The sequence below is a fragment of the Algiphilus aromaticivorans DG1253 genome, from assembly GCF_000733765.1.
GTDB classification, from domain to species: domain Bacteria; phylum Pseudomonadota; class Gammaproteobacteria; order Nevskiales; family Nevskiaceae; genus Algiphilus; species Algiphilus aromaticivorans.
This window is the reverse complement of record NZ_JPOG01000001.1, coordinates 1,811,805-1,833,178: the sequence shown is the minus strand read 5'-3', so window position 1 is coordinate 1,833,178 and position 21,374 is coordinate 1,811,805. Positions and strand designations below refer to the sequence as shown.

Here is a 21,374-nt window from a genome sequence, read left to right as displayed (position 1 = left end):
GGCAGCCGTTGTGCTCTGCCGTAAATCGCGTGCAATCACTAGATAGTGTGCCTGTGCCCCAGCAGCTTTCACAAGTCCGCCACATCACGGTCGACGCCGACCACGACGGCCAGCGCGCCGATAACTTCCTGATGGCCGTGCTGCCGGGGGTTCCGCGCTCGCATGTCTACCGCCTGTTGCGCTCCGGTCAGGTGCGTGTCGACGGTGGTCGTAGCAAGCCGGACCGCCGGCTGCGCGCGGGCGAAACGGTTCGTGTGCCGCCTGTTCGCCAGGAAGAGCGCAGCACGCGCCGACCGCCCGATGCGCTGCTGAAGCGGCTGCGCGCCCAGATTCTGCTCGAGAATGACGATTATCTGGTCATCGACAAGCCTGCCGGTCTTGCCGCGCACGCCGGCAGTGGCGTCGATTTCGGCGTCATCGAAGTCGTGCGCGCCTGGGAGCGCCACGGCTTCGTCGAGCTGGCGCATCGTCTCGATCGCGACACCAGCGGCATTCTGTTGCTGGCCAAGTCGCGGCCGGCGCTGCTGCGCGCGCAACAGGCTTTTTCCAAGGGACTGGCGCGCAAGCGTTATCTCGCACTTTGCTGCGGTGTCTGGCGCGGCGGTGCGCGCGACGTGGACACGCCGCTGGCCATGCAGCAGGAGGGCAGCAACCGCCGCGTGCGCGGTGACTCGGAAGGCAAGCGCGCCGTGTCGCGCTTCGAGCCGCTCAGCGTCATGCGTCTGGCCACGCTCTGCGAGGTGCATATCGGCACCGGCCGCATGCACCAGATTCGCGCGCATGCCGAGAGCATCGGTCATCCCGTCGCTGGCGACCGCAAGTACGGCAGCCGCGACCAGCATCGGGCCGTGCGCGAGAAGGGTGGGCTGAAGCGCCTCTTCCTGCACGCGCATCGCCTCGACCTGCCCTCAGCCGAAGGCTTCGAGGCGCTGTCGGTCGAGTGCCCGCTGCCCGAGGAGTTGGGCGAGGTGGTCACACGGCTGGAGGCACCCAAGTGAGGCGACGCTTCGAACTCATCGTCTTCGACTGGGACGGTACGCTGGCCGACTCCACCGGGCTGATCGTCGCTGGCATGCAGCGCGCCATCGGGGCCCTCGGGCTGGAGCCGCGCGCCGACGAGAGCATCCGCGCCCTCATCGGTATCGGCTTTCGGGAGGCGCTGGCCGAGCTCTATCCCGAGCACGACGCGGCCGAGCTGGAGGCAGCGCTGATGGCGCTGCGCCGCCGCGCCGGCGGCGACGGGCAGCAGCACGCCCCGCTTTATCCCGGCGTGCGACCCATGCTCGGCCGCTTGCACGGTCACGGCTATCGGCTCGCCGTGGCCACCGGTAAATCTCGCGCCGGCCTGGAGAGCGCGCTGTCGCGACATCGCGGGCTAGGGCGCCGCTTCCTCGCCACGCGCACCGCCGATGAGACGGCCGCCAAGCCCGATCCGCGCATGCTGCACGAGCTACTGGCGCATTCAGGCGTGCCGCCGCAGCGCGCGCTGATGGTTGGGGATACCGACTACGATATGCATATGGCCGAAGCTGCCGGCATCCCTGCCGTCGCCGTCGCCGGCGGCGCCCATCCGGTGGAGCGGCTGGCCGCCAGCCCGGCGCGCGAGGTGCTGAGCAGCATCGGCGAGTTCGCCGCCTGGCTGGACACCGCGGAACTCGAACGCACCCAAGCCGAATAGAGGAGTCCCTTCATGAGCACATTCCAGGCACTGCGCGTCGTCGACGCCGGAGATCGCAAGACCCGCTGCGAGCAGCAATCGCTGGGGCTGGAGGATCTGGGCGAAGGCGAGGTGGTCATCGACGTTCACTGGTCCTCGGTGAACTACAAGGACGCACTGGCCGTCACCGGCAAAGGGCGAATCATCCGCCGCACCCCCTGCGTGCCGGGTATCGATCTCTCCGGCATCGTCGCCGAATCCTCGGACCCGGCCTTCCAGCCCGGCCAGAAGGTGCTCGTCACTGGCTGCAACATCGGCGAACTGCTTAACGGCGGCTTCGCGCAGCGCGCGCGCTTGCCGGCCGAGGTGGTGATCCCGTTGCCGGATGGGCTCGATCTGCGCGAGGCCATGATGCTGGGCACCGCAGGCTTCACGGCCGGGCTTGCCGTGCTGCGCATGCGCGAGAATCGCCAGACACCCGAGCTCGGGCCGGTGCTGGTCAACGGCGCCACCGGCGGCGTCGGCAGCATCGCCATCCAGATCCTGTCGGCGCTGGGCTACGAGGTCGCCGCAGTTACGCGCAAGGGCGAGGCCGCCGAGCGCCTGCGCGGCCTCGGGGCGACGCAGGTGCTGAGCCCCGAAGAGGCCGCCACCGACGGCAAGCCGCTGGAAAAGGCGCGCTGGGGTGGTGGCGTCGACAATCTTGGCGGCGATGCCCTGGCCGAGATGACGCGCAGCGTCGTGCCCTTCGGCAATATCGCTTCCATCGGTTTGGCCGGCGGCGTCGAACTGCACACCACCGTCATGCCCTTCATCCTGCGCGGCGTGTCGATTCTGGGCATTCACTCGGTGGAAACGCCACGCCCGCTGCGCGAGCAGGTCTGGGCGCAGCTGGCCGGCGACTGGAAGCCCAAGGGGCTCGCCGAGACCGTCACGCGCACGCTGACGCTGGCCGAAGTGCCCGGCTACTGCGAGGATCTCATCGCCGGCACGGTGACCGGTCGTGCGCTGGTGCAGCTACGCGAGGATGCGCAGCGCTAGGGCACGGCAAAGCCCGCTGCGCGCAGTAGCCGCGCGGTGGCAAGCAGCGGCAGCCCCTCCAGTGCGGTCGGATCATCGGCGCGCAGCCACGCGAAGAGGCTGATGCCAAGGCCCTCGCAGCGGAAGCCGCCGCAGCAGTCCGCGGCGGGTTCGGCGGCGACGTAGCGCGCGATTTCATCCGCAGTCAGGCGTCGCAGGCGCACGCGTGTCGTCACCACCGCCCGGCGCAGACGGGGCCCGCCGATGGAATCCGGCGCGCGCAGCGTCACGGCCGTATGGAAGCGCGCGGTGCGTCCGGACAGCCAGGTCAACTGCTCGGTCTGCGCCTTCTGGCTGCCGGGCTTGGTGAGAATGCGTCCGCCGCAGGCGGCGACCTGATCCGAGGCCAGAATCCAGCGCTCAGGGTGGGTGGCGGCGGCGCTGGCCGCCTTGGCCGCGGCCAGCCGGCGCGCGCGCAGGGCCGGCCGGCGGCAGCTTTCCGTGGACTCGTCGAAGCCCGGGTCGCAGGTGTCGAAGGGCAACGCCAGCCGTTCCAGCAGGCGCGCACGGTAGATGGAAGTGGAGGCCAGCAGTAGTTCGACGGGGGCAGCGGGAGAGGGCATGGGCGCGAGACGGCTCCTTCGGGAGGGCATCCATTTTGACGCGGCCAGCGCCGGTGACTATCATCGCGCCCGCAATGAGCACGCAAAAGCTTCCGCAGTCGGTGCCGGTCGACCGTTTCTGCGGCGGTGGTCGGCGTGCCTCCGCCACGCTCGTGGCGGCGCAGCTTCCCCGACTGTCTGCGGAAGTCGCCGAAGGCGACTGGTCGCTGGCCGTTTCCGTTCAGGGCGAAAGCCCGGGGGTAGCGCGCTTTCGGGTGAGCGGGACGGTGGATGGCACGCTACCGCTGCACTGCGCGCGCTGCCTGGGAATCATGGCGTGGCCCCTTGAGCTACGGTTCTCGGTAATGGTGGTACAGGGGGATGAGGAAGAAGCGCGCTGGATCGCCGAGCACGACACCTGGCGCGCCGATGACAACTGCCTGGCGCTGTGCGAGCGGATCGAGGACGAAGTGCTGCTGGCGCTTCCCGATCTGCCGCACTGCGACCGGGCCGACTGCCTCGCCGTGCGGCGGGGCTCACCGCAAGACGGTGCCCCGCCGGGCGCCGACGGAGATTAGAAGATGGCCGTTCAGAAGACAAAGAAGTCCCGCTCCCGTCGTGGCACGCGCCGTGCCCACGACGCCCTGACCGCGCCGGCGCTGTCCACCGACCCGACCTCGGGCGAGACGCACCTGCGGCATCACGTCACCGCCGACGGTTACTACCGCGGTCGCAAGGTGATCGACACGCCGGTCGCAGAAGACTAGACAGCTCCACCGCAACCGACGCCTGGTGAGCGCGATGAACTCGTCCACGCGGCTGCGTGTGGCCGTGGACGCGATGAGCGGCGACAACGGCGTGGATGTCGTCGTCGCCGCCGTCGCGCTCTGCCTGCAGCGCTACGATGATGTCGCCTTGCTGTTGGTGGGGGACGAAGCCGCACTGCGCAAGGCACTGCAGGCCGCGGGCCTGCAGCAGGAGCCGCGGCTGACGCTGGTGCACGCCAGCGAGGTTGTGGGCATGGACGAGTTGCCCTCGCGCGCGCTGCGCGCAAAGAAGGACAGCTCCATGCGCGTGGCGGTCAACCTGGTTCACCGCGATGAGGCCGATGCCGCGGTCAGCGCCGGCAACACCGGCGCACTCATGGCCATCGCGCGCTTCGTGCTGAAAACGCTGCCCGGCATCGACCGGCCCGCCATCATCTCGGCGCTACCGGCGAGGCAGGGGCACACCTATCTGCTGGATCTCGGCGCCAATGCCGCCTGCACCCCGGAGCAGCTTTTCGAGTTCGCGGTAATGGGCTCGGTGCTCGCCGAGGCGGTCGACGGTATTGCCGCGCCGCGCGTGGCCCTGCTCAACATCGGCGAAGAAGAAATCAAGGGCGTCGACGCCATCCGCCAGGCCCAGGAGCGGCTGCGCGCCTCCAAGCTGAACTATGTCGGCTACGTCGAGGCCAACGATATCTTCGGCAGCGATGCCGATGTCGTGGTCAGCGACGGTTTCGTTGGCAATGTCGCGCTGAAGAGCGCGGAAGGCGCCGCCGGTTTCATCAAGGACGTCATCCGCGAGAGCTTCGGCAGCCACTGGTGGCGTCGTATCGCCGGCGCGATCGCCTGGCCGGTGCTCCGGCGCCTGGGCGAGCGCATCGACCCGCGCATGTACAACGGCGCCAGCCTGCTGGGACTGCGCGGGGTCGTCATCAAATCCCACGGCAGCGCCGATAGCGTGGCCTTCGCCCATGCTCTTGACGTCGCCATCCTCGAGGCGCGCAAGGGCGTGCCGGAGCGCATCGGCAAGGGCATCGCCCGCGAGCTGGAGGCCTGCGATGCCGAGACCCTGGCGCCGGCGGGCAACGCCTGAGACGCGCCGTGCTCCGCGCCGCGCGTAGCCGCTGAGCCCAGGCGTGGCGCGCGATCGCAAACAATACGTCTGCCAGCAGTGCGGCGCCCGCTATCCGCAGTGGGCGGGGCAGTGCATGGACTGCGGTGCCTGGAACAGCCTCGCCGAGCAGGCCGCGCCGGCCGCGGCCCGCAGTAGCGGAGGACGCGCCCCGGCTGCCACGATGGCGCCTTCGGTACAGATCCTGTCGCAAGTGGCCGAAGAGGCCGTCCCACGCGCCAGCACCGGCATGCGCGAGTTCGATCGGGTGCTGGGCGGCGGCTTCGTGCCGGGCGGCGTCGTCCTCATCGGCGGCGATCCCGGCATCGGCAAGTCGACGCTGCTGCTGCAGGTGCTAGCAGCCATGCAGGGCGATGCGGCCGCGACCACGCTGTATGTCACCGGCGAGGAATCACCCTCGCAGGTGGCACTGCGCGCGCATCGTCTCGGCCTGCCGCAGATGGATCTGCCCGTGCTCGCCGAGACCGGTGTCGAAGCCATCGTCGCGGCGGCCGAGGGCGCGCGCCCGAAGCTGCTGGTGGTGGATTCCATCCAGACCCTGCACAGCGAGGCGCTGGAATCGGCCGCCGGATCGGTATCGCAGTTGCGCGAGTCCGCCTCGCAGCTGGTGCGTTACGCCAAGGCCAGCGGCTGCGCCATCGTGCTGGTCGGCCATGTCACCAAGGAAGGCGCCATCGCCGGCCCGCGCGTGCTGGAGCACATGGTGGACACGGTGCTCTACTTCGAGCACGACGCCGGCAGCCGCTTCCGTGTCGTGCGCGCGGTGAAGAACCGCTTCGGCGCCGTCAACGAGCTGGGCGTCTTCGCCATGGAGGACAGCGGCTTGCGCGAGGTCAGCAACCCCTCCGCGATCTTCCTCTCCGGCCATGGCGAGCCGGTCGCCGGCAGCGCCATCACGGTGGCGTTGCAGGGCAGTCGCCCCATGCTGCTGGAAGTCCAGGCCCTGGTCGACGCCGCGCAGGGCGGCAACCCGCGCCGCGTCACGCAAGGCACCGACGCCAGCCGACTGGCCATGCTCATCGCCGTGCTCAACCGCCACGGCGGTGTGGCGCTGGCCGACCAGGACGTTTTCGCCAATATCGTGGGCGGCATGCGCATCACCGAGACCTCCGCCGACCTGCCGCTGTTGCTGGCAGCGGTTTCCTCGCTGCGCGGTCGCCCGCTGCCCGAAGCGACAGTCATCTTCGGCGAGGTCGGGCTGGCCGGGGAGATCCGCCCCGTGCAGCAGGGCGAGGAACGCCTGCGCGAGGCCGCCAAGCAGGGCTTCAAGCAAGCCATCGTGCCGACCGCGAACAAGCCGCGGAAGAGCGCCGGCATCGACATCGCCGTCAAGCCGGTCAAGCGCCTGGCCGAGGCCGTGGCGCTGGCACGCGGCGAGGACTGATCCCGCCTCGGCGGCGCGCATGCGCGCTCGCCCTCGCACCGGATCGCGTCAATCGCCGGGTTTGACACAGATAGGTGTCGCGTAGGGTCATTGCCGTTGATTCGGCTCCGCCCCTTCCATCCGCGGCCAGCCCGTCGCACGATAGCCCCACCATGTGCGGACGATTCGTCAGTCCCGAGGAAGCAGCCATCGAGCGCGCGGTCGAGGTCGGGCGGCGGCGCGGCCTCGTCACTAAACGAGATGTCCGCGTTCAGCCCGAACCAGTCATTTGGAAAATGAGGACACTGCTATTTGCCTTTCTCTCATCTATCTCCGCACCCTGAGAAAGTTCCGGGTCATATCTCACCCAAAGTCCCGTGGATCTATGAAGCATCCAGCACACTTACGTCATGATGCGCACCACTAATCACTTTCCGATTAACTAGGTGAAGAAGTGATCTGGGAAACAGCTAGAGAGATTTTTTATACGATTGGAGCAATCGCTGGACTCTTTGCGTTATCGAGACCGCTATTTGAGGATAAATTCAATCGCGATCGGGAGCGAGTTCAGCGCTTACTGCAGTCAATTGACGAACAGACGATGATAGATCTCGAAAGGTATATCTGGTATCACAGGTCTGTCCCTGACTCGATCTTTGCTGCCCTTAGTTCGCTGGTCTATGATCTAGATGACAATTCATCAAGCATCAGATTTAGTGGGCCACTTTCATCGCAGCTTCGCAAGGTTGCAAACGAAATTGCATCATCGTATTCCCGGCTTAGAGATTTAATTCAAGTCAACGAGTGGGAGCCGGCGGATGGAAACGGAGAAACGATGTGGGTATTCAATAAACAAGCCTTCGAGAACGAAGAAGGCTTTCCGAAGAATTACGCCGGACATCTAGAGGAGTGTGTGGATAGAGCTAGAATTCTCTTGAAATCGTATCAAAAGTTACAAATCATCGCAGAACTCCATTTCCTTGAAATTCCTTTCGCACGCTGGTTGCTTCCTAGGCGATTCAAGAAGCACAAATTATATGTTTGACCTAACAAGCTGCTCCCGAGCGTCAGGGCTCCGCCGCGCGGCTGTGCGGCAGCGTTGTAGGAGCACGTCAATCTGATGGATGTTCGCGGGCTGGATAAGCGGTTTCTCGAAAAGCAAGAGCAGCAATTGACTGAGCGGATCCGGCAATTGCAGCCAGACGCTTTAGACCGCTTTGAGGAAATTACAGGAAATCGCTCGATTCACTCATCTCACGCGATGCTCGGATCCAACAACAATGTCTATGTCGACAGCGTCCGCACTGCGTTTCTTGACCCTAATGACTTTATCTCTCGTTGGATAAAAGGGCTTACTGAACGCGTGCAGATTTATGCAGAGCAGGGGCGACTAAACCAAAAACGCTACAGGCGAGTTAGCCGTGAATATTTTCTCATGTTTGCGCTTAAGGATGATCTTCTTACCGAGTATTTATTACTTTTTCTAACCAGGAATTTCTACCGCAACTTTAAAGAGCGTGTGCGTAACAAGCCCGAGGAGAACTTATGGTCTATTTGGTTTGGGTCAGGAAATTTAGTATGGGGGCTACTTATTTCTCCAGAAATGAGGAGCGATGAATGGGTAAATGATAAGTCCGAAATGCGCCGAGCGAGCTTCAATTACTGGACAGTTCGGCATGTCATGGAGTCCGGGTTAATAGACCCTGAATCAGACGAGCCGGTGAAGTTCAGTTCTCCAAAGCAGTTCTCACAGTTCTACCAGAGTATTTTGAAGCGAGTCTCCAATTCACAATACGAGAAAGGGATAGCAGACCGCTATCTTGCATATTTGCGGGAATCTTCAGCTCCGTACGAGGAGCCATTCCTTATCCCAGAGCTGAGGTTTGCAGGCAAAGAAAAGAAACATAAGTACCGCCTTGATTATACGGTTCTGAATCCTTATACCATGAGCAGGACTGGGTTCGAGATAAGCCCCGCATCCACGCATATGAAGGTAGATAGAATTATTGGTGTAGGAAAGTCGGAAATGAATGATGCTCTACGCGCAGATTGGGCAAAAGAGATGAAAAAACGCAACGAGTATTTTTCTAATTTCGGTATAAACACGATTACATTTACCGACGAAGATCTATCAGATCTTGACCATTGCTTTTCCATTATTAGAAAATATCTTGCAGAGAGGCGGTGCGATTTACCAAGAGCGGAAGTTTCTCTGCAAAATGCGCGAGCAGTATTTGCGGAGATTGCCCTATAAATATTGGCTAGTTCTGTGCGCGCATGCGCTGTGCTTTGGCAGTGCGCAAAACAAGGCTTTGAGAGGCATGCGCTTGGAGAGTCAGCTGCAAATGGCAGTGTCATCGGGGTTTACGGTAATTGTTAATGCCGTTGCTGCTGCAGAAAAGAGAGCAGTCGCCCTCGGGCTTTCTCTTTTAAAGGTCTACAAGGATTACGATTATGTAACGGCTTGGGGTTAATAGGGTGCAGATGGCGCGATTTCGGGTGACGGTGCCATTTGGCATGATGTGACATACCGAAATCGCAGTCTGCTTCCTATTGCTGTCCTCCGATATGATTTCTGAACGTTCGAGCCGATTTAAATTTATTAGATCGATTCCATTCTAAATAGGACGACCTCTGTGTGCCGCTGCTCGATATGCTTGGTCTCGGTCATTTATGGTGTTGTGTTGAACAAGAGGAGCGACGATGGTCCGGAAACAGGCCTCCGAGAATGCTGACTCAGGCTTGCATGTTCTCTTTGGGCTGCGGTCGGCTTTGGCAATGGAGCTGCCTCCGAAATCAGTTTTGGTTGTGCTCTCTTCAGACGGCTGGAATGACTTTGGGCATCAGACTAGGGTTGATTACCGATTTCGCGTAAGCTCGCTCGAGCCGATTCAGGAAAGTGGTTTAATTGGATTCATCAGTCCTGAGACTGATCAGAACGGAAGGGGGCTGCTCGAGAGACTGACCTCAATACGAGGTGGGTCAACCATCACGGCGACGGTTGAACATCGCTTCTTCACGATGCTCCCGGACATGGAGGCCTATCGGCGGCTAATACAGCGTCTGGGGCCCGATGACGCGACGAAAGTGCTGTTGGCGATTCACGACCTTGTCGCGTTGAAAGAGTTTGAGCCAACCGTGTCGATCCTCGATCTGGCCACCAATTCGGAAGTGTTCTCACTTTCCTTTATGCGCAACTCTGACTCCTACTTTGCATATAACAACGCGGGACCTTTGCTGCGTGGGCTTTCGCGCGAGGAGAAGGGCAACTTATCCCCTACGTTGGCAATTAGCTTTCAGTTGTCGGTGCTACAGAACCAGCACTCACTCGAATTCAACTTCGACCATGCTGCTGTCTTGCCTAAGCGCATCGCCGTGGTCATCGGTAAGAATGGTGTTGGCAAGAGTCAGACGATGGGCCGGATTGCACGCGCTGCTATCGACGGAACAAACACTCTTACGGACGGGAGCGATGTCGGGCGACCGCTGATCAATCGGTTGCTGGCTTTCGCGCCCACGAATGAGGCCGAGTCGGTTTTTCCGACTGACAAGAGGAATCGCCCGCGTATCTGGTACAAGCGGTACTCGATGAACCGGTCTCGCCGATCCCGGCGCAATGAATATCTCTCCGACTTGATAGTGCAGGTTGCCAGATCCACGCAGATGGTTGCGTCGAAGTCCCGGTGGGAAATATTCATCGAGGCGGTCAGTGCCATTACAAAGCCCGACGAGCTTCATCTCCCGACTCACTCAGCATCGCACGCTTACGTGCCTCTGTCTGTACTCCCCCAGGGTGCCGAACAACGTGTGTTGGAGCGCTTCGCTTCCATCGACGTTAGGAGGGAACCTGCGCGTGTAGTGAGTGGCGAGGGCTACCCTCTAAGCAGCGGCGAGATCTCGTTCCTCAAATTTGCAGCTCAAGCTAGCTTGCACATTGAGAACGGCTCACTGCTGTTGCTGGACGAGCCGGAAACACACCTTCATCCGAACTTCATCAGTCGGTTCGTCTCACTCTTGGACGGTCTATTGGAGGGCACTGGATCCGCAGCCATCATAGCTACGCACTCCGCGTACTTCGTGCGTGAGGTGTTCCGCGAGCAGGTCACGGTGTTGAGCGTGGACAGTGACAACCTAGTTCACGCGCAGCGGCCAAAACTGCGCACTTTCGGCGCCGACGTGGGCGCAATTTCCTATTTCGTTTTCGGGGAAGACGAGCCGTCAAGGTTGGCTGGTGAAGTTGAACGAAGGCTGCTTGCGAGTGGGACGCCCTGGCAACAGATCTATGATGAGTACAAGGACGAACTTTCCTTGGAGATGTTGAACAGTCTTCGGTCGGCTATCGAAGACAAGGGCCGCACATGAACAAGGTTCAGTTGCCTCCGTACGATGACTCGATCGCGTTTGAAAACCTTTCGAAGAACGAGCGACTTGGCAGCTATCCGCACCTCAAGGACTCGGTCTGTCCGGTCCAGACCAGCTACGCTCAGTACACGATCGTCAAGGGAACACCGACCCTCGTCAAGGGTCAGGCAATCAGCGATGCGGTCGCCGATTTCATGAAGGGACACTACGCTTCCCCACCAGCTGAATTATTCTACATCACCGAGATGCGTGATTCGACCGAGCACTTGTCGTGTCCAATGTGTGGGTCTATGCACAGCGGGACGCTCGATCACTACCTGCCGCAGAACAAATTTCCAATCTTCGCCGTCTTCTCGAAGAATCTGGTCCCGGCCTGCAAGTGCAACAGCAAGCGCAAGGAGACGTTGTTGGGCCTCGCCCCAGGCGAACGCGTCTTGCACCCCTACTTCGATGAGTGCCTTGGTGAGCGTCTAGTAAGAGCCCATTTCGAGGATTTTGGCGAAGTGCCGAAGGTCTCACTCGCGCTGATGGTCTCGAACACGCATCCTCACTATTCCGCGATCAGTTTCCACGTGCGTTCAATTGTCCAGAGGTCAGCCATCGTGAAGTACCTGGCTGATCGTTGGAGTTCGCTGTTCCGCAAGCCCAGTCGCGTGGTGCGCGCTTTTGCCGCGAATATCGCGACGCAGGCCGACGTTCAGGCGCTACTCGAAGCTGAGCGCGATGCCCTGGACGACTTACACAAGGGTAAGAATAATTGGAATTCTATCTTCGTCTCTGGTTTGTTGGATCCACCTGTTCTTGCGTGGTTGGCGGGACGGCTTTCTTTACCGGGCCGAGCGCCGGATGACCCTCTTGGCTAGCTAGATCGGTGAATGTCCGGTTTGGCACAACTACGACGCTCGATCGGTCATGAGCGACAAAGTATGGAGGGGGCGACCAATTCTGCGGATGGTTTGGGAACGGCTGTGGACTTCCTCCGCGAGCCGGTCGATCCGCGGCTGATCAGTCCTCGGCGGCGCGCATGCGCGCGGTGCGCACGGCGTTGCCGCGCGTCTCGGTGATTTCCACTGCGTAGTTGTTGAGCGTGAGACGGTCGCCCGGCTTGGGGATCGTCTCCATCGATTCGAGGATCAGGCCGTTGACGGTGCGCGGTCCGGCGGTGGGCAGTTTCCAGCCCAGCGAGCGGTTGAGGCTGCGCACGCTGACGGTGCCGTGGACGAGGTAGCTGCCGTCGCTGTCGCGATAGACGTTGCGGATGCGCGTGGAGGGGTCGGAGGTGAACTCGCCGACGATCTCCTCCAGGATGTCCGCGAGGGTGACCAGGCCCTGGATGTCGCCGTATTCGTCGACGACGAAGCCGATGCGCCGTTTCTGATTCTGGAAGTTGAGCAGCTGCTGGTTGAGCGGCGTGCCTTCCAGGATGAAGTAGGGCGCTAGCGCGGTGCGCGCGAGTACTTCACCGCTGATTCCGCCGTCGGCGGAGAGCAGCTTCAGCACCTTGCGCACATGGATCACTCCCTCGAGATCGTCGATGGAGCCGCGATAGAGCGGTAGCCGGGTGTGCTCGGTCTGCTCGATCTGCTCGGCGATCTGGGCATCGTCCTGCTCGAGGTCGATGCCGACGATCTCGTTGCGCGGAATCATGATGTCCTCGACCGTGGATTTCTCCAGGTCGAGGATGGAGAGCAGCATCGCCTGGTGGCGGTAGGGGATCATGGCGCCGGCTTCTGCGACTACCGAGCGCAACTCTTCCGATGACAGCGAATGCTGGGCGGCGTCCTCGGGGGTGACGCCGAGCAGGCGCAGCAGGCCGTTGCCGATGAGATTGATCAGCCACACCAGCGGCCAGAGCAGCCGCATCAGCACCCAGTACACATAGGAGGCTGGCAGGGCCACGCGCTCGGGGTAGAGCGCGGCCAGGGTCTTGGGTGCGACCTCGCCGAAGAGCAGGATCACCAGGGTCAGTACGCCGGAGGCGATGGCGATGCCGGCCTCGCCGAACAGGCGCAGGCCGATGACCGTGGCGATGGAGGCGGCCAGGATGTTGACGAGGTTGTTGCCGAGCAGGATCAGGCCGATCAGCCGGTCCGGGCGCTGCAGCAGGGCGTGCGCCAGCCGGGAACCGCGATCACCCTGCTGCGCGCGGTGCGCGAGGCGATAGCGGTTGATGGTCATCAGCCCCGTCTCCGAGCCGGAGAAGAAGCCGGATAACACGATCAGCACTGCCAGCAAGCTGAACAGCACCGATAAGGGAATCTCGTTCAAGAGCGGCGTCGTCGCGGCACAGGCCGATCATTGTAGCGATAGCGGGCGTGCCCGCGTCGAGAGCGCATCAGCCCCAGCGCAGCCCGAGCACGTTTTCCAGAACGAATTTGCTGCCGAAATAGGCGAGCAGCAGCACGGCGTAGCCGCTCCAGGTCCAGCGCAGCGCGGTTCGCCCGCGCCAGCCATAGCGCCAGTGCCCCCAGAGCAGCATGCCGAAGACCGCCCAGGAAATAGCCGAGAGCACCGTCTTGTGCACGAGATGCTGTGCGAGCAGGTCGTCGACGAAGAGGATGCCGGTCAGCAGCGAGGCGGTGAGCATGCCCCAGGCCAGCCACAGCGCTCCGAAGAGCGCCGCCTCCATTGCCTGCAGTGGTGGCAGCGCCGGCAGGGAGCGCAGGTCGCGGCCGCCGTGCAGGAAGCGGCTCTGCGCAGCGACGAGCACCGATTGCAGTGCCGCCAGCGTGAACAGCCCGGCGGCGAAGACCGACAACCCCACGTGCAGTTGCAGCGGCCAGCCCTGGACGCCGCTTCCTGGCGGAGTTCCGGAGGTGGCCGCGACCACGGATACGACACCGGCCAAGGGGAAGGCGATAAGCGATAGCGCGGCCACCGGCATCATTCGCCAGCAGAGCAGGATGAGCAGTGCGGCCTGCCACAGCACAAGGGACGCGGCGTCGATCAGGCCGATCAGCAGGCGGTCCTGATGGAAGACGTCGCCGAGCAGGGCCGCAGCGTGCAGTGCGACCGCCGTGGCGCCGGCAGCGAAGAGCAGCGATGCGCGGTCGCGGTATGCTGCGGCGGCGCTCGCCAGATAGGCGACAAGGCTCAGTACAGCCGGGATCATGGCGCTCGGCGTAGACTTGGAAGATTCAGATGGTAACCATTCGCGGCGCTACGCAGCGCGCCGCGCGGGTGGCGCACCAGGAGACGAGGATGGAGTTTCGCGTACTCGGCTGCAGTGGCGGTCTCAGCAGAGGCGGCCACACGACAGCTTTCAGCCTTGGTGGCCACACGCTGATAGACGCTGGAACGGGCGTCGGACGCCTCTCCATCGAGGAGATGCAGGGCTTGCAGCGGGTCTTCATCACGCACGCGCATCTCGATCACGTTGCCGGCCTGGCCTTTCTCGCCGACACCCGTTTCGCCAGCGGCGCCCCCCCGCTGGCGGTGCACGCGCGGGCCTCGGTGCTGCGTACGCTGCGCAAACATCTCTTCAATTGGCAGCTCTGGCCGGATTTCATGCGCCTGGGACCGGAGGCACAGCCGACGCTCGAGCCACACCGCATTCACATTGGTCGGTCGATCGCGCTGTCGGAGGCAGTGGTGACGCCGCTGCCGGCGCGCCACACCGTGCCCGCCTGCGGATACGCCGTGGAGACGCCACGTGCGACGCTGGTCTACTCCGGTGATACCACCGCCTGCCGCGACTTCTGGCGGGCCCTCAATCGCTTGCCGCGCCTCGATCACCTCGTTATCGAAATCGCCTACGGGGACGAGCAGGAAGCGCTCGGCCATGCCGCGCGGCATTACACGCCGGCGGTGCTCGGCGAGCAGCTGCAGCGGTTGCGGCACCGGCCCTGCATCCATCTCATGCATCACAAACCAGGGCGCGGCGAGCACATCGTGGCGCAGTGCAAGCAGGCGCTGGCCGGCTGGGATTACCGACACCTGGAGGGCGACGATCGCTTGATGCTCTGAAGGCATCGTACGGCTCCATTTGTCGTAGGCTACGCGCCCGGATTGAAGGATTACTTTTCGATGTTCCAGAGCCTGAGCGAGAGGCTTTCTGCCTCGCTGCAAGCGCTCACCGGCGCCGGCCGGCTGAGCGAGGATGATGTCGCCAAGGCCGCGCGCGAACTGCGCATGGCGCTGCTGGAGGCCGATGTGGCGCTGCCGGTCGTGCGCGGCTTCATCGATCGCGTGCGCAGCCGGGCGGTGGGCGCCGAGGTCAGCAAGAGCCTGACCCCCGGCCAGGAATTCCTGCGCATCGTCCAGGAGGAATTGACCGAGACGCTCGGACGCGAAGCGGTCGGCCTCAATCTGCGCGCGCAGCCGCCCGTGGTCATCCTGATGGCGGGCCTGCAGGGCTCGGGTAAGACCACCACCACCGGCAAGCTGGCGCGCTACCTGCGCGAGAACCAGAAGAAGCAGGTCGCGGTGGTGTCCTGCGACGTCTATCGCCCGGCGGCCATCGAGCAGCTGCGCGTCGTGGCCGAGCAGGCTGGTGCTCGCTTCCTGCCCAGCGAGGCGGGTGAGAAGCCCGCCGATATTGCGCGGCGTGCGCTGGCCCAGGCCCGGCACGATGTGGTCGACGTGCTGATCGTCGATAGCGCCGGCCGCACCGGCATCGACGAAGTCATGATGCAGGAGATCGGCGAGCTGCATGGTGTGCTCGATCCGGCCGAAACCCTCTTCGTCGTCGACAGCATGACCGGTCAGGACGCCGCCAACACGGCGCGCGCCTTTGCCGACCGGCTGCCGCTGACCGGCGTTGTGTTGACCAAGGTCGACGGCGACGCGCGTGGCGGCGCGGCGCTGTCGGTGCGTGAGGTCACCGGCGCGCCTATCAAGTTCATGGGTGCCGGCGAGAAGCAGGACAAGCTGGAAGCCTTCCATCCGGACCGCATCGCCGCGCGCATCCTCGGCCAGGGCGACATGCTCTCCTTCATCGAGGAGACCGTCGACAAGGTCGACCGTGACAAGGCGGAGAAGCTGGCGAACAAGCTGCGCAGCGGCAAAGGCAGCTTCGATCTCGCCGATTTCCGCGAGCAGATGCAGCAGATGCAGCAGATGGGCGGCATCGCCAGCCTGCTCGAGAAGATGCCGGGCGGGGCGCAGATGCAGGCCAAGCTCGCGCAACAGAATCCCGAGAAGGACATCGGGCGCTCCGTCGCCATCATCAACTCGATGACGCCCGGCGAGCGCCGCTACCCCGACCGGATCCGCGCCTCGCATCGTCGACGCATTGCGGCCGGCAGCGGCACGCAGGTGCAGGACGTCAACCGGCTGCTCAAGCAGTTCGAGCAGTCGCGTCAGATGATGAAGAAGGCTGCCGGCGGGGGCATGGCGCGCATGCTGCAAGGGCTGCAGGGCGGCGGCATGGGTGGAGGAGGCATGGGCGGCGGCGGTATGCCGGGGATGCAGCTCCCTGCCGGTCCGGGTGGCCATGGCGGCAAGAACAAGAGCAAGAGCCGCAACAAGCGCAAGAAGAAGCGCTGATACCGAATCCGACAGGCGGCATTCGGCGACGCCCGCGTCAGCGAAGGCGCGGTGAGGGGTTTAATTTTCGCGCAAAAGCACTACAATAGCGGATCGAGCAGCATCCCTCACAGCAAAGAATTTACTCAATGGTCAAGATCCGTCTTTCGCGCGCCGGCACCAAGAAGCGTCCCTTCTACCACATCGTGGCAACGGACAGCCGCAACCGGCGCGACGGTCGTTTCATCGAGCGACTCGGCTTCTTCAACCCGTCGGCAACCGGCGGCGACAAGGAAGTCGTGCTCGACAAGGAGAAGCTTGAGGCTTGGCGCGTCAAGGGCGCTCAGGTCTCGGAGCGCGTCGTCTCGCTGGCACGCAAGGCGTCCGACAGCGTGGCGGCGGAGTCGGCAGCCGCGTGAAGGTTGCCGCACCGGCGGAGCTGACATTGGACGGATTTGGCAAGCCCATAACTGATCGCTGGGTTACCCTCGGCCGCATCACCGGCGTGCACGGTGTTCGCGGCTGGGTGCGTGTGCAGTCCTTCACGCGCCCCGCCGAGAATATCTTCAGCTACGGGCCTTGGCTTATCCGCGGTGTCGAACTACCTCGGCTCGAGCACAAGGCCAGCGGCCGCGGCTTCATTGTGCAGCTGCGTGGAATTGAGGATCGCGAGATCGCCGAGGAACTCGTCGGCGAAGAGGTGCAGATCGAGCGCAGCGCGCTGCCCGAGCCCGGAGAGGGCGAATACTACTGGGCTGATTTGCTCGGCATGCAGGTCGTCACGACCGAGGAAACCATCCTCGGCCAGGTCGATCGGCTGCTGGAGACCGGCGCGCAGGATGTGCTCGTTGTCAAGGCCGGTTCGCGAGAGCATCTGCTCCCCTTCGTGCAGGGGCCCATCGTCAAGAAGGTCGATATCCCCGCCCGTCGTATCGAGGTCGACTGGGAACTCGAAACCGAGGAATAGGGCGACCGTGCAGGTCGAGGTCATCACCCTGTTCCCCGAGATGGTCGAGCAGGGGCTCGGCTACGGCGTCCCCCGCATCGCTCGCGAGAAGGGTGCTCTGCAACTGAGCGCGCGCAACCCTCGCGACTTCGCCGACAACCGTCACCGCAGCGTCGACGACCGTCCCTTTGGCGGCGGACCTGGAATGGTGATGCAGGCGCCGCCGGTGGTTGCTGCGATAGAGGCTTCGCGCGCCGCGCTGCCGGATACGCGCGTCGTCGCCATGAGTCCGCAGGGGGAACGACTCGACCAGAGCTGGCTGCAGGCCATGGCCGGGCTGCCGTCGCTGACGCTGGTTTGTGGTCGCTACGAAGGCCTCGACGAGCGCATTCAGGCTGCCGTTGATTGCGAACTCAGCCTGGGCGATTTCGTGATGTCGGGCGGCGAGCTGGCAGCGATGAGTGTGATCGACGGCATCGCACGTCTGCTTCCGGAGGTTCTCGGTCACGCCGATTCGGCGCGAGATGAATCTTTTGTTGAAGATTTGCTCGATTACCCGCACTATACGCGCCCCAAAAGCTGGCGCGAGCAGTCGGTGCCGGAAGTCCTGCTGTCGGGCGATCACGCGCGCATTGCGCGCTGGCGTTATCAGCAGGCGCTGGGCAACACCTGGTTGAAGCGGCCGGACATACTGGAATCAATCTCTCTGTCCGAGGAATCCAAGGCGCTGCTTGGCGAGTTCATCGCGCAGCAGCAGGAACGAGTCAGGAAAGAAAAAGCATGAGCAACATCATTGAGCAGCTCGAAGCCGAGCAGATGCAGCGCGAAGTCCCGTCCTTCCGTGCCGGCGATACCGTCGAGGTCAAGGTCAAGGTCAAGGAAGGCGAGCGCGAGCGCTTGCAGGCCTTCGAGGGCGTCGTTATCGCCAAGCGCAACCGCGGACTGAACTCGGCCTTTACTGTGCGCAAGATCTCGCACGGCGAGGGTGTCGAGCGCGTCTTCCAGACCTACAGCCCGCAGCTGGCCGAAATCACGGTCAAGCGCCACGGTGATGTGGCCCGCTCCAAGCTCTACTATCTGCGTGAGCTGCGCGGCAAGGCCGCGCGCATCAAGGAGCGCGTGCGCAAGTAAGACGGGCCACTCCGGCCGCGCCCTCCGTGGTGTCGGCCGGCTGCCTAGCAGCGTCAGGGAACTCTGATACTTCCCCGCCCGTAAGATCCCCCAGACTGATCGATCTGCGTGAGACGCGCCCTTGTGGCGCGCTCTGCGCGGCGTATGATGCTAATGGTGGGCTATAAAGGGGAGGAGACGAAGATGCCGCGATGGATCTACCGATCCGTGGTGCTGCTGTTGGCGCTTACCCTGGTCGCAGCCTGTGCCAGCGCGGAGGAGCGCTGCCAACAGGGCGTCCAGGAGATCAACAGCGAGTACATGTTCCTGCACAGCGTCGACAATGGTCGGATGAAATTCGACGAGGACGTGGTGAAGGGCGGCATGCACGTCAATAACGCGCAGACCCAGATGGCCACGCGCAATTTTGAGGGCTGCGTGGAGAGCGTCGACGCCGCGCGCGAGCGCCTGGAGCGGGCGCGCGACAAGCTCTGATTGCGCCGCCGTATTGTCGAGCGCTTAGGCGTTGTCAGGCGGTCGGGTGTCCCGCATCGCGACGTGCCCGGTGAGCGCGTCGAGCCATTCCGCCAGTTGCGGCTGTTGCCCGCGCCACTGCGGCCAGGGCAGGCGGAAATCCATGTAGGCCAGAGCGGTGGCCAGGCTCAGCGGAACCGGCGCCGCTGTGTCGAAGTCGTCCGGGGCAGGGGGCTTGGCCAGCGCCTGCAGGCAGCGCGTGATGGCCTCGGTCTGGCGATCGATGTGCGCCGGGTAGCGGATGCTCTCGGGGCGGCGGTTCTCCATCACGATGGAGGTGCTGGCGTCGATGAGCCCCTCTACGATAGCCAATCCGCGCGCTTCCGCCCAATCGCCGCGCGCTGCCGGCATGGCGCGCCCCTGCTGCTCCAGCAGGTAGCTCAGGATCAGGTGGCTATCGGGTAGTACGAAGCCGTCTTCGTCGCGCAGCACCGGGATCTTCGACAGTGGATTGCTGGCCAGCAGCTCGGTGGGGCTGCTGAAGGGGTCGACCACTTCCTCGTGGATCTCTCCGCTCATTCCCAGCAATCGTGTCGCCAGGCGCACGCGGCGGGCATAGGGAGAAGTCAGGCTGCAGTAGAGCGTCAGCGCCACGAGTGAACCCCGGGTTCGGCTGTGCGGGGCGGGCCGGAGCCCGCCCCATTTACTCAGTCTAGCCGGTCAAGATAGCGCTCGGCATCCAGCGCGGCCATGCAGCCGGTGCCGGCCGAAGTGACGGCCTGGCGGTAGACATGATCCATGACGTCGCCGGAGGCGAAGACACCCGGCACGCTGGTCGCCGTGGCATTGCCTTCGGTACCGGACTGGACCTTGATGTAGCCGCCGGCCATGTCGAGCTGGCCTTCGAAGAGGTCGGTGTTCGGTTTGTGGCCGATGGCGATGAAGACGCCGCTGACCTCCAGCTCGCGATGGCTGTCGTCCTGCGTGCTCTTGAGCCGGGCACCGGTTACGCCCTGCTCATTACCGAGCACCTCGTCCAGCGTGTGGTTCCAGACGATCTCGACCTTGCCTTCGGCCTCCTTGGCGAAGAGCTTGTCGTGCAGGATCTTCTCGCCTCGCAGCTGGTCACGACGGTGCACCAGGTAGACCTTGTTGGCGATGTTGGAGAGGTACAACGCTTCCTCGACGGCCGTGTTGCCACCGCCAATGACGGCGACTTCGGCGTTCTTGTAGAAGAAGCCGTCGCAGGTCGCGCAGGCCGAAACGCCCTTGCCCTTGAAGGCTTCTTCCGAATCCAGGCCGAGGTACATCGCCGACGCGCCGGTGGAAATGATCAGCGCGTCGCAGCTGTAGCTGCCGACATCGCCGGTCAGGGTGAAGGGGCGCTGGCTGAGCTCTACCTTGTTGATGTGGTCGTAGATCATGTTGGTGCCGAAGCGCTCGGCGTGCTGGCGCATGCGCTCCATCAGGTCGGGGCCCTGCAGGCCTTCGACGTCGCCCGGCCAGTTGTCCACGTCGGTGGTCGTCGTTAGCTGGCCGCCGACTTCCAGGCCCGTGATGAGGCTGGGAGAGAGATTGGCGCGGGATGCGTAGACCGCGGCCGTGTAGCCGGCCGGTCCCGATCCCAGAATGATGAGGGGAAGGTGTTGGATGTCGCTCATGTGATGAGTCGCCTTGCTGAAAATGGTGGCGGAACGTAAAAGGCCCGGGGAGGGCGAAAGCCAACTCCCCGGGCCCTTCGCTCGCGGGTAACGCGGAGCTGCTTCTAGGCCTTACAGCGAGGAGGCGTTCTTGGCCAGGTAGTCGGCAACGCCGTCGGCGTCGGCCTTCATGCCTTCCTGGCCCTTCTGCCAGCCGGCCGGGCAGACCTCGCCGTGCTTTTCGTGGAACTGCAGCGCGTCGATGACACGGATCATGTCGTCGACATTGCGGCCCAGCGGCAGGTCGTTGACGGTCTGGTGGCGCACGAGGCCTTCCTTGTCGATCAGGAAGGAGGCACGGAAAGCCACGCCGTCCTGCGGATGCTCGATGCCATAGGCGCGGCAGATCTCATGCTGCACGTCGGCGACCATCGGGAAACCGACCTCGCCGATGCCGCCCTTGTCGACCGGCGTGTTGCGCCAGGCGAAGTGCGTGAACTGGCTGTCGATGGACACGCCCACGAGCTGCACGTCGCGTTCCTCGAAGGCGCTGCGGCGATTGTCGTGCGCGATGATCTCGGAGGGGCAGACGAAGGTGAAGTCGAGCGGCCAGAAGAAGAGCACGGCGTACTTGCCGCGCAGCTCAGAAAGCTTGAAGCTGTCGGTGATGGTGCCGTCGCCGAGCACGGCAGCGGCGGTGAAATCGGGTGCCTGGCGGCCAACGAGTACACTCATGAGGTAACTCCCTACTTGATGGATGAAACGAAATAGATTGGGTGGGCAGCTGATGCTGTCCTGAGCGCCCGAAGCTTAGATAGTTCAGGGGCAAAAGACC

Annotated in this window: 24 protein-coding genes; 18 read left to right on the top strand and 6 right to left on the bottom strand. The window is 63.4% G+C overall.

The genetic code is table 11. From position 1 onward, the window contains the following. The first annotated feature begins 53 nt into the window (after positions 1-53). The 3 genes from U743_RS08515 to U743_RS08505 are packed head-to-tail and all read left to right on the top strand — an operon-like array spanning position 54 to position 2,698. A complete protein-coding gene (locus U743_RS08515; protein WP_043767285.1) occupies positions 54-998 on the top strand; it encodes an RluA family pseudouridine synthase in 945 nt (314 codons plus the stop codon). Beyond that, the gene (locus tag U743_RS08510) at positions 995-1,678 is read left to right on the top strand and encodes an HAD-IA family hydrolase (RefSeq protein WP_052367764.1); all 684 of its coding nucleotides are present in this window, start codon (positions 995-997) and stop codon (positions 1,676-1,678) included. Before U743_RS08515 ends, U743_RS08510 begins: the two co-directional genes overlap by 4 nt. Before the next feature lie 12 nt (positions 1,679-1,690). Next, on the top strand, positions 1,691-2,698 hold the full coding sequence (locus tag U743_RS08505; RefSeq protein ID WP_043767283.1) for a YhdH/YhfP family quinone oxidoreductase: 1,008 nt from the start codon (positions 1,691-1,693) through the stop codon (positions 2,696-2,698). Here U743_RS08505 and U743_RS08500 read toward each other — a convergent pair. After that, the gene (locus U743_RS08500) at positions 2,695-3,300 is read right to left on the bottom strand and encodes a Maf family protein (protein ID WP_043767281.1); all 606 of its coding nucleotides are present in this window, start codon (positions 3,298-3,300) and stop codon (positions 2,695-2,697) included. The genes U743_RS08505 and U743_RS08500 overlap by 4 nt on opposite strands. A gap of 74 nt (positions 3,301-3,374) precedes the next feature. On the opposite strand from U743_RS08500, the gene U743_RS08495 reads away from it, so the two are divergent. The 8 genes from U743_RS08495 (at position 3,375) to U743_RS08470 (ending at position 11,766) form a co-directional block, all read left to right on the top strand. Continuing rightward, positions 3,375-3,857, top strand: coding sequence for a YceD family protein (locus U743_RS08495; protein WP_043767279.1), 483 nt, complete (start codon positions 3,375-3,377; stop codon positions 3,855-3,857). Between the two features lie 3 nt (positions 3,858-3,860). After that, entirely contained in the window at positions 3,861-4,046 is a 186-nt protein-coding gene (rpmF, locus tag U743_RS08490; protein ID WP_043767277.1) for a 50S ribosomal protein L32, read from the top strand. Positions 4,047-4,080: 34 nt separating this feature from the next. Beyond that, positions 4,081-5,139, top strand: coding sequence for a phosphate acyltransferase PlsX (gene plsX, locus U743_RS08485; RefSeq protein WP_043771723.1), 1,059 nt, complete (start codon positions 4,081-4,083; stop codon positions 5,137-5,139). Positions 5,140-5,182: 43 nt separating this feature from the next. Beyond that, the gene (gene radA, locus U743_RS08480; RefSeq protein ID WP_043767274.1) at positions 5,183-6,562 is read left to right on the top strand and encodes a DNA repair protein RadA; all 1,380 of its coding nucleotides are present in this window, start codon (positions 5,183-5,185) and stop codon (positions 6,560-6,562) included. Between the two features lie 433 nt (positions 6,563-6,995). Beyond that, positions 6,996-7,586, top strand: a complete 591-nt coding sequence (locus U743_RS19080) for a hypothetical protein (protein ID WP_156966383.1) — start codon at positions 6,996-6,998, stop codon at positions 7,584-7,586. A gap of 75 nt (positions 7,587-7,661) precedes the next feature. Beyond that, on the top strand, positions 7,662-8,795 hold the full coding sequence (locus U743_RS18745) for a topoisomerase II (protein ID WP_084191447.1): 1,134 nt from the start codon (positions 7,662-7,664) through the stop codon (positions 8,793-8,795). Positions 8,796-9,244: 449 nt separating this feature from the next. Next, positions 9,245-10,903 (top strand): AAA family ATPase, encoded by a 1,659-nt coding sequence (locus U743_RS08475; protein ID WP_052367762.1) that lies wholly within the window; start codon positions 9,245-9,247, stop codon positions 10,901-10,903. Then, positions 10,900-11,766 carry a hypothetical protein gene (locus U743_RS08470; protein ID WP_052367760.1) on the top strand — a complete coding sequence of 289 codons (867 nt, stop codon included), beginning with the start codon at positions 10,900-10,902 and terminating at the stop codon, positions 11,764-11,766. The genes U743_RS08475 and U743_RS08470 overlap by 4 nt, the downstream gene beginning before the upstream one ends. A 142-nt stretch (positions 11,767-11,908) precedes the next feature. On the opposite strand, the gene U743_RS08465 is transcribed toward U743_RS08470, so the two are convergent. Beyond that, on the bottom strand, positions 11,909-13,171 hold the full coding sequence (locus U743_RS08465; RefSeq protein WP_043767272.1) for an HlyC/CorC family transporter: 1,263 nt from the start codon (positions 13,169-13,171) through the stop codon (positions 11,909-11,911). A 67-nt stretch (positions 13,172-13,238) separates the two neighbouring features. Next, complete coding sequence (locus tag U743_RS08460) at positions 13,239-14,015, bottom strand: cytochrome C assembly family protein (RefSeq protein WP_043767271.1); 777 nt, start codon at positions 14,013-14,015, stop codon at positions 13,239-13,241. Between the two features lie 29 nt (positions 14,016-14,044). On the opposite strand from U743_RS08460, the gene U743_RS08455 reads away from it, so the two are divergent. From U743_RS08455 to U743_RS08425, 7 genes are all read left to right on the top strand, one after another. Then, on the top strand, positions 14,045-14,869 hold the full coding sequence (locus tag U743_RS08455) for a 3',5'-cyclic-nucleotide phosphodiesterase (RefSeq protein ID WP_084191446.1): 825 nt from the start codon (positions 14,045-14,047) through the stop codon (positions 14,867-14,869). A gap of 60 nt (positions 14,870-14,929) precedes the next feature. After that, positions 14,930-16,390 carry a signal recognition particle protein gene (ffh, locus tag U743_RS08450; RefSeq protein ID WP_052367759.1) on the top strand — a complete coding sequence of 487 codons (1,461 nt, stop codon included), beginning with the start codon at positions 14,930-14,932 and terminating at the stop codon, positions 16,388-16,390. A gap of 128 nt (positions 16,391-16,518) precedes the next feature. Beyond that, complete coding sequence (gene rpsP / locus U743_RS08445; protein ID WP_043767268.1) at positions 16,519-16,788, top strand: 30S ribosomal protein S16; 270 nt, start codon at positions 16,519-16,521, stop codon at positions 16,786-16,788. A gap of 26 nt (positions 16,789-16,814) precedes the next feature. Continuing rightward, positions 16,815-17,336 (top strand): ribosome maturation factor RimM, encoded by a 522-nt coding sequence (rimM, locus tag U743_RS19490; RefSeq protein WP_043771714.1) that lies wholly within the window; start codon positions 16,815-16,817, stop codon positions 17,334-17,336. 7 nt (positions 17,337-17,343) lie between these two features. Then, positions 17,344-18,099 carry a tRNA (guanosine(37)-N1)-methyltransferase TrmD gene (gene trmD, locus U743_RS08435; RefSeq protein WP_043767266.1) on the top strand — a complete coding sequence of 252 codons (756 nt, stop codon included), beginning with the start codon at positions 17,344-17,346 and terminating at the stop codon, positions 18,097-18,099. Next, positions 18,096-18,446: a 50S ribosomal protein L19 gene (gene rplS, locus U743_RS08430; protein ID WP_043767265.1), complete on the top strand. Its 351-nt coding sequence runs from the start codon at positions 18,096-18,098 to the stop codon at positions 18,444-18,446. Before trmD ends, rplS begins: the two co-directional genes overlap by 4 nt. 183 nt (positions 18,447-18,629) lie before the next feature. Continuing rightward, positions 18,630-18,920, top strand: coding sequence for a hypothetical protein (locus U743_RS08425; protein WP_043767263.1), 291 nt, complete (start codon positions 18,630-18,632; stop codon positions 18,918-18,920). A gap of 24 nt (positions 18,921-18,944) precedes the next feature. Here the strand turns inward: U743_RS08425 and U743_RS08420 are convergent, their stop codons facing one another. The 3 genes from U743_RS08420 to U743_RS08410 form a co-directional block, all read right to left on the bottom strand. After that, positions 18,945-19,553 (bottom strand): glutathione S-transferase family protein, encoded by a 609-nt coding sequence (locus tag U743_RS08420; protein ID WP_052367757.1) that lies wholly within the window; start codon positions 19,551-19,553, stop codon positions 18,945-18,947. Between the two features lie 53 nt (positions 19,554-19,606). Then, positions 19,607-20,560 carry a thioredoxin-disulfide reductase gene (gene trxB / locus U743_RS08415; protein ID WP_043767261.1) on the bottom strand — a complete coding sequence of 318 codons (954 nt, stop codon included), beginning with the start codon at positions 20,558-20,560 and terminating at the stop codon, positions 19,607-19,609. A 111-nt stretch (positions 20,561-20,671) separates the two neighbouring features. Then, positions 20,672-21,274, bottom strand: coding sequence for a peroxiredoxin (locus U743_RS08410; RefSeq protein ID WP_043767260.1), 603 nt, complete (start codon positions 21,272-21,274; stop codon positions 20,672-20,674). Positions 21,275-21,374: the final 100 nt, after the last annotated feature.

Coding starts and splice junctions, on each gene's coding strand:
- U743_RS18745 (WP_084191447.1), top strand. CDS start 7,662: ATGGATGTTCGCGGGCTGGATAAGCGGTTTCTCGAAAAGCAAGAGCAG.
- U743_RS08460 (WP_043767271.1), bottom strand. CDS start 14,015: ATGATCCCGGCTGTACTGAGCCTTGTCGCCTATCTGGCGAGCGCCGCC.
- ffh (WP_052367759.1), top strand. CDS start 14,930: ATGTTCCAGAGCCTGAGCGAGAGGCTTTCTGCCTCGCTGCAAGCGCTC.
- U743_RS08495 (WP_043767279.1), top strand. CDS start 3,375: ATGAGCACGCAAAAGCTTCCGCAGTCGGTGCCGGTCGACCGTTTCTGC.
- plsX (WP_043771723.1), top strand. CDS start 4,081: ATGAACTCGTCCACGCGGCTGCGTGTGGCCGTGGACGCGATGAGCGGC.
- U743_RS08425 (WP_043767263.1), top strand. CDS start 18,630: ATGCCGCGATGGATCTACCGATCCGTGGTGCTGCTGTTGGCGCTTACC.
- rplS (WP_043767265.1), top strand. CDS start 18,096: ATGAGCAACATCATTGAGCAGCTCGAAGCCGAGCAGATGCAGCGCGAA.
- rpsP (WP_043767268.1), top strand. CDS start 16,519: ATGGTCAAGATCCGTCTTTCGCGCGCCGGCACCAAGAAGCGTCCCTTC.
- rpmF (WP_043767277.1), top strand. CDS start 3,861: ATGGCCGTTCAGAAGACAAAGAAGTCCCGCTCCCGTCGTGGCACGCGC.
- trxB (WP_043767261.1), bottom strand. CDS start 20,560: ATGAGCGACATCCAACACCTTCCCCTCATCATTCTGGGATCGGGACCG.
- U743_RS08455 (WP_084191446.1), top strand. CDS start 14,045: ATGGTAACCATTCGCGGCGCTACGCAGCGCGCCGCGCGGGTGGCGCAC.
- U743_RS08505 (WP_043767283.1), top strand. CDS start 1,691: ATGAGCACATTCCAGGCACTGCGCGTCGTCGACGCCGGAGATCGCAAG.
- U743_RS08500 (WP_043767281.1), bottom strand. CDS start 3,300: ATGCCCTCTCCCGCTGCCCCCGTCGAACTACTGCTGGCCTCCACTTCC.
- U743_RS08410 (WP_043767260.1), bottom strand. CDS start 21,274: ATGAGTGTACTCGTTGGCCGCCAGGCACCCGATTTCACCGCCGCTGCC.
- U743_RS08475 (WP_052367762.1), top strand. CDS start 9,245: ATGGTCCGGAAACAGGCCTCCGAGAATGCTGACTCAGGCTTGCATGTT.
- U743_RS08470 (WP_052367760.1), top strand. CDS start 10,900: ATGAACAAGGTTCAGTTGCCTCCGTACGATGACTCGATCGCGTTTGAA.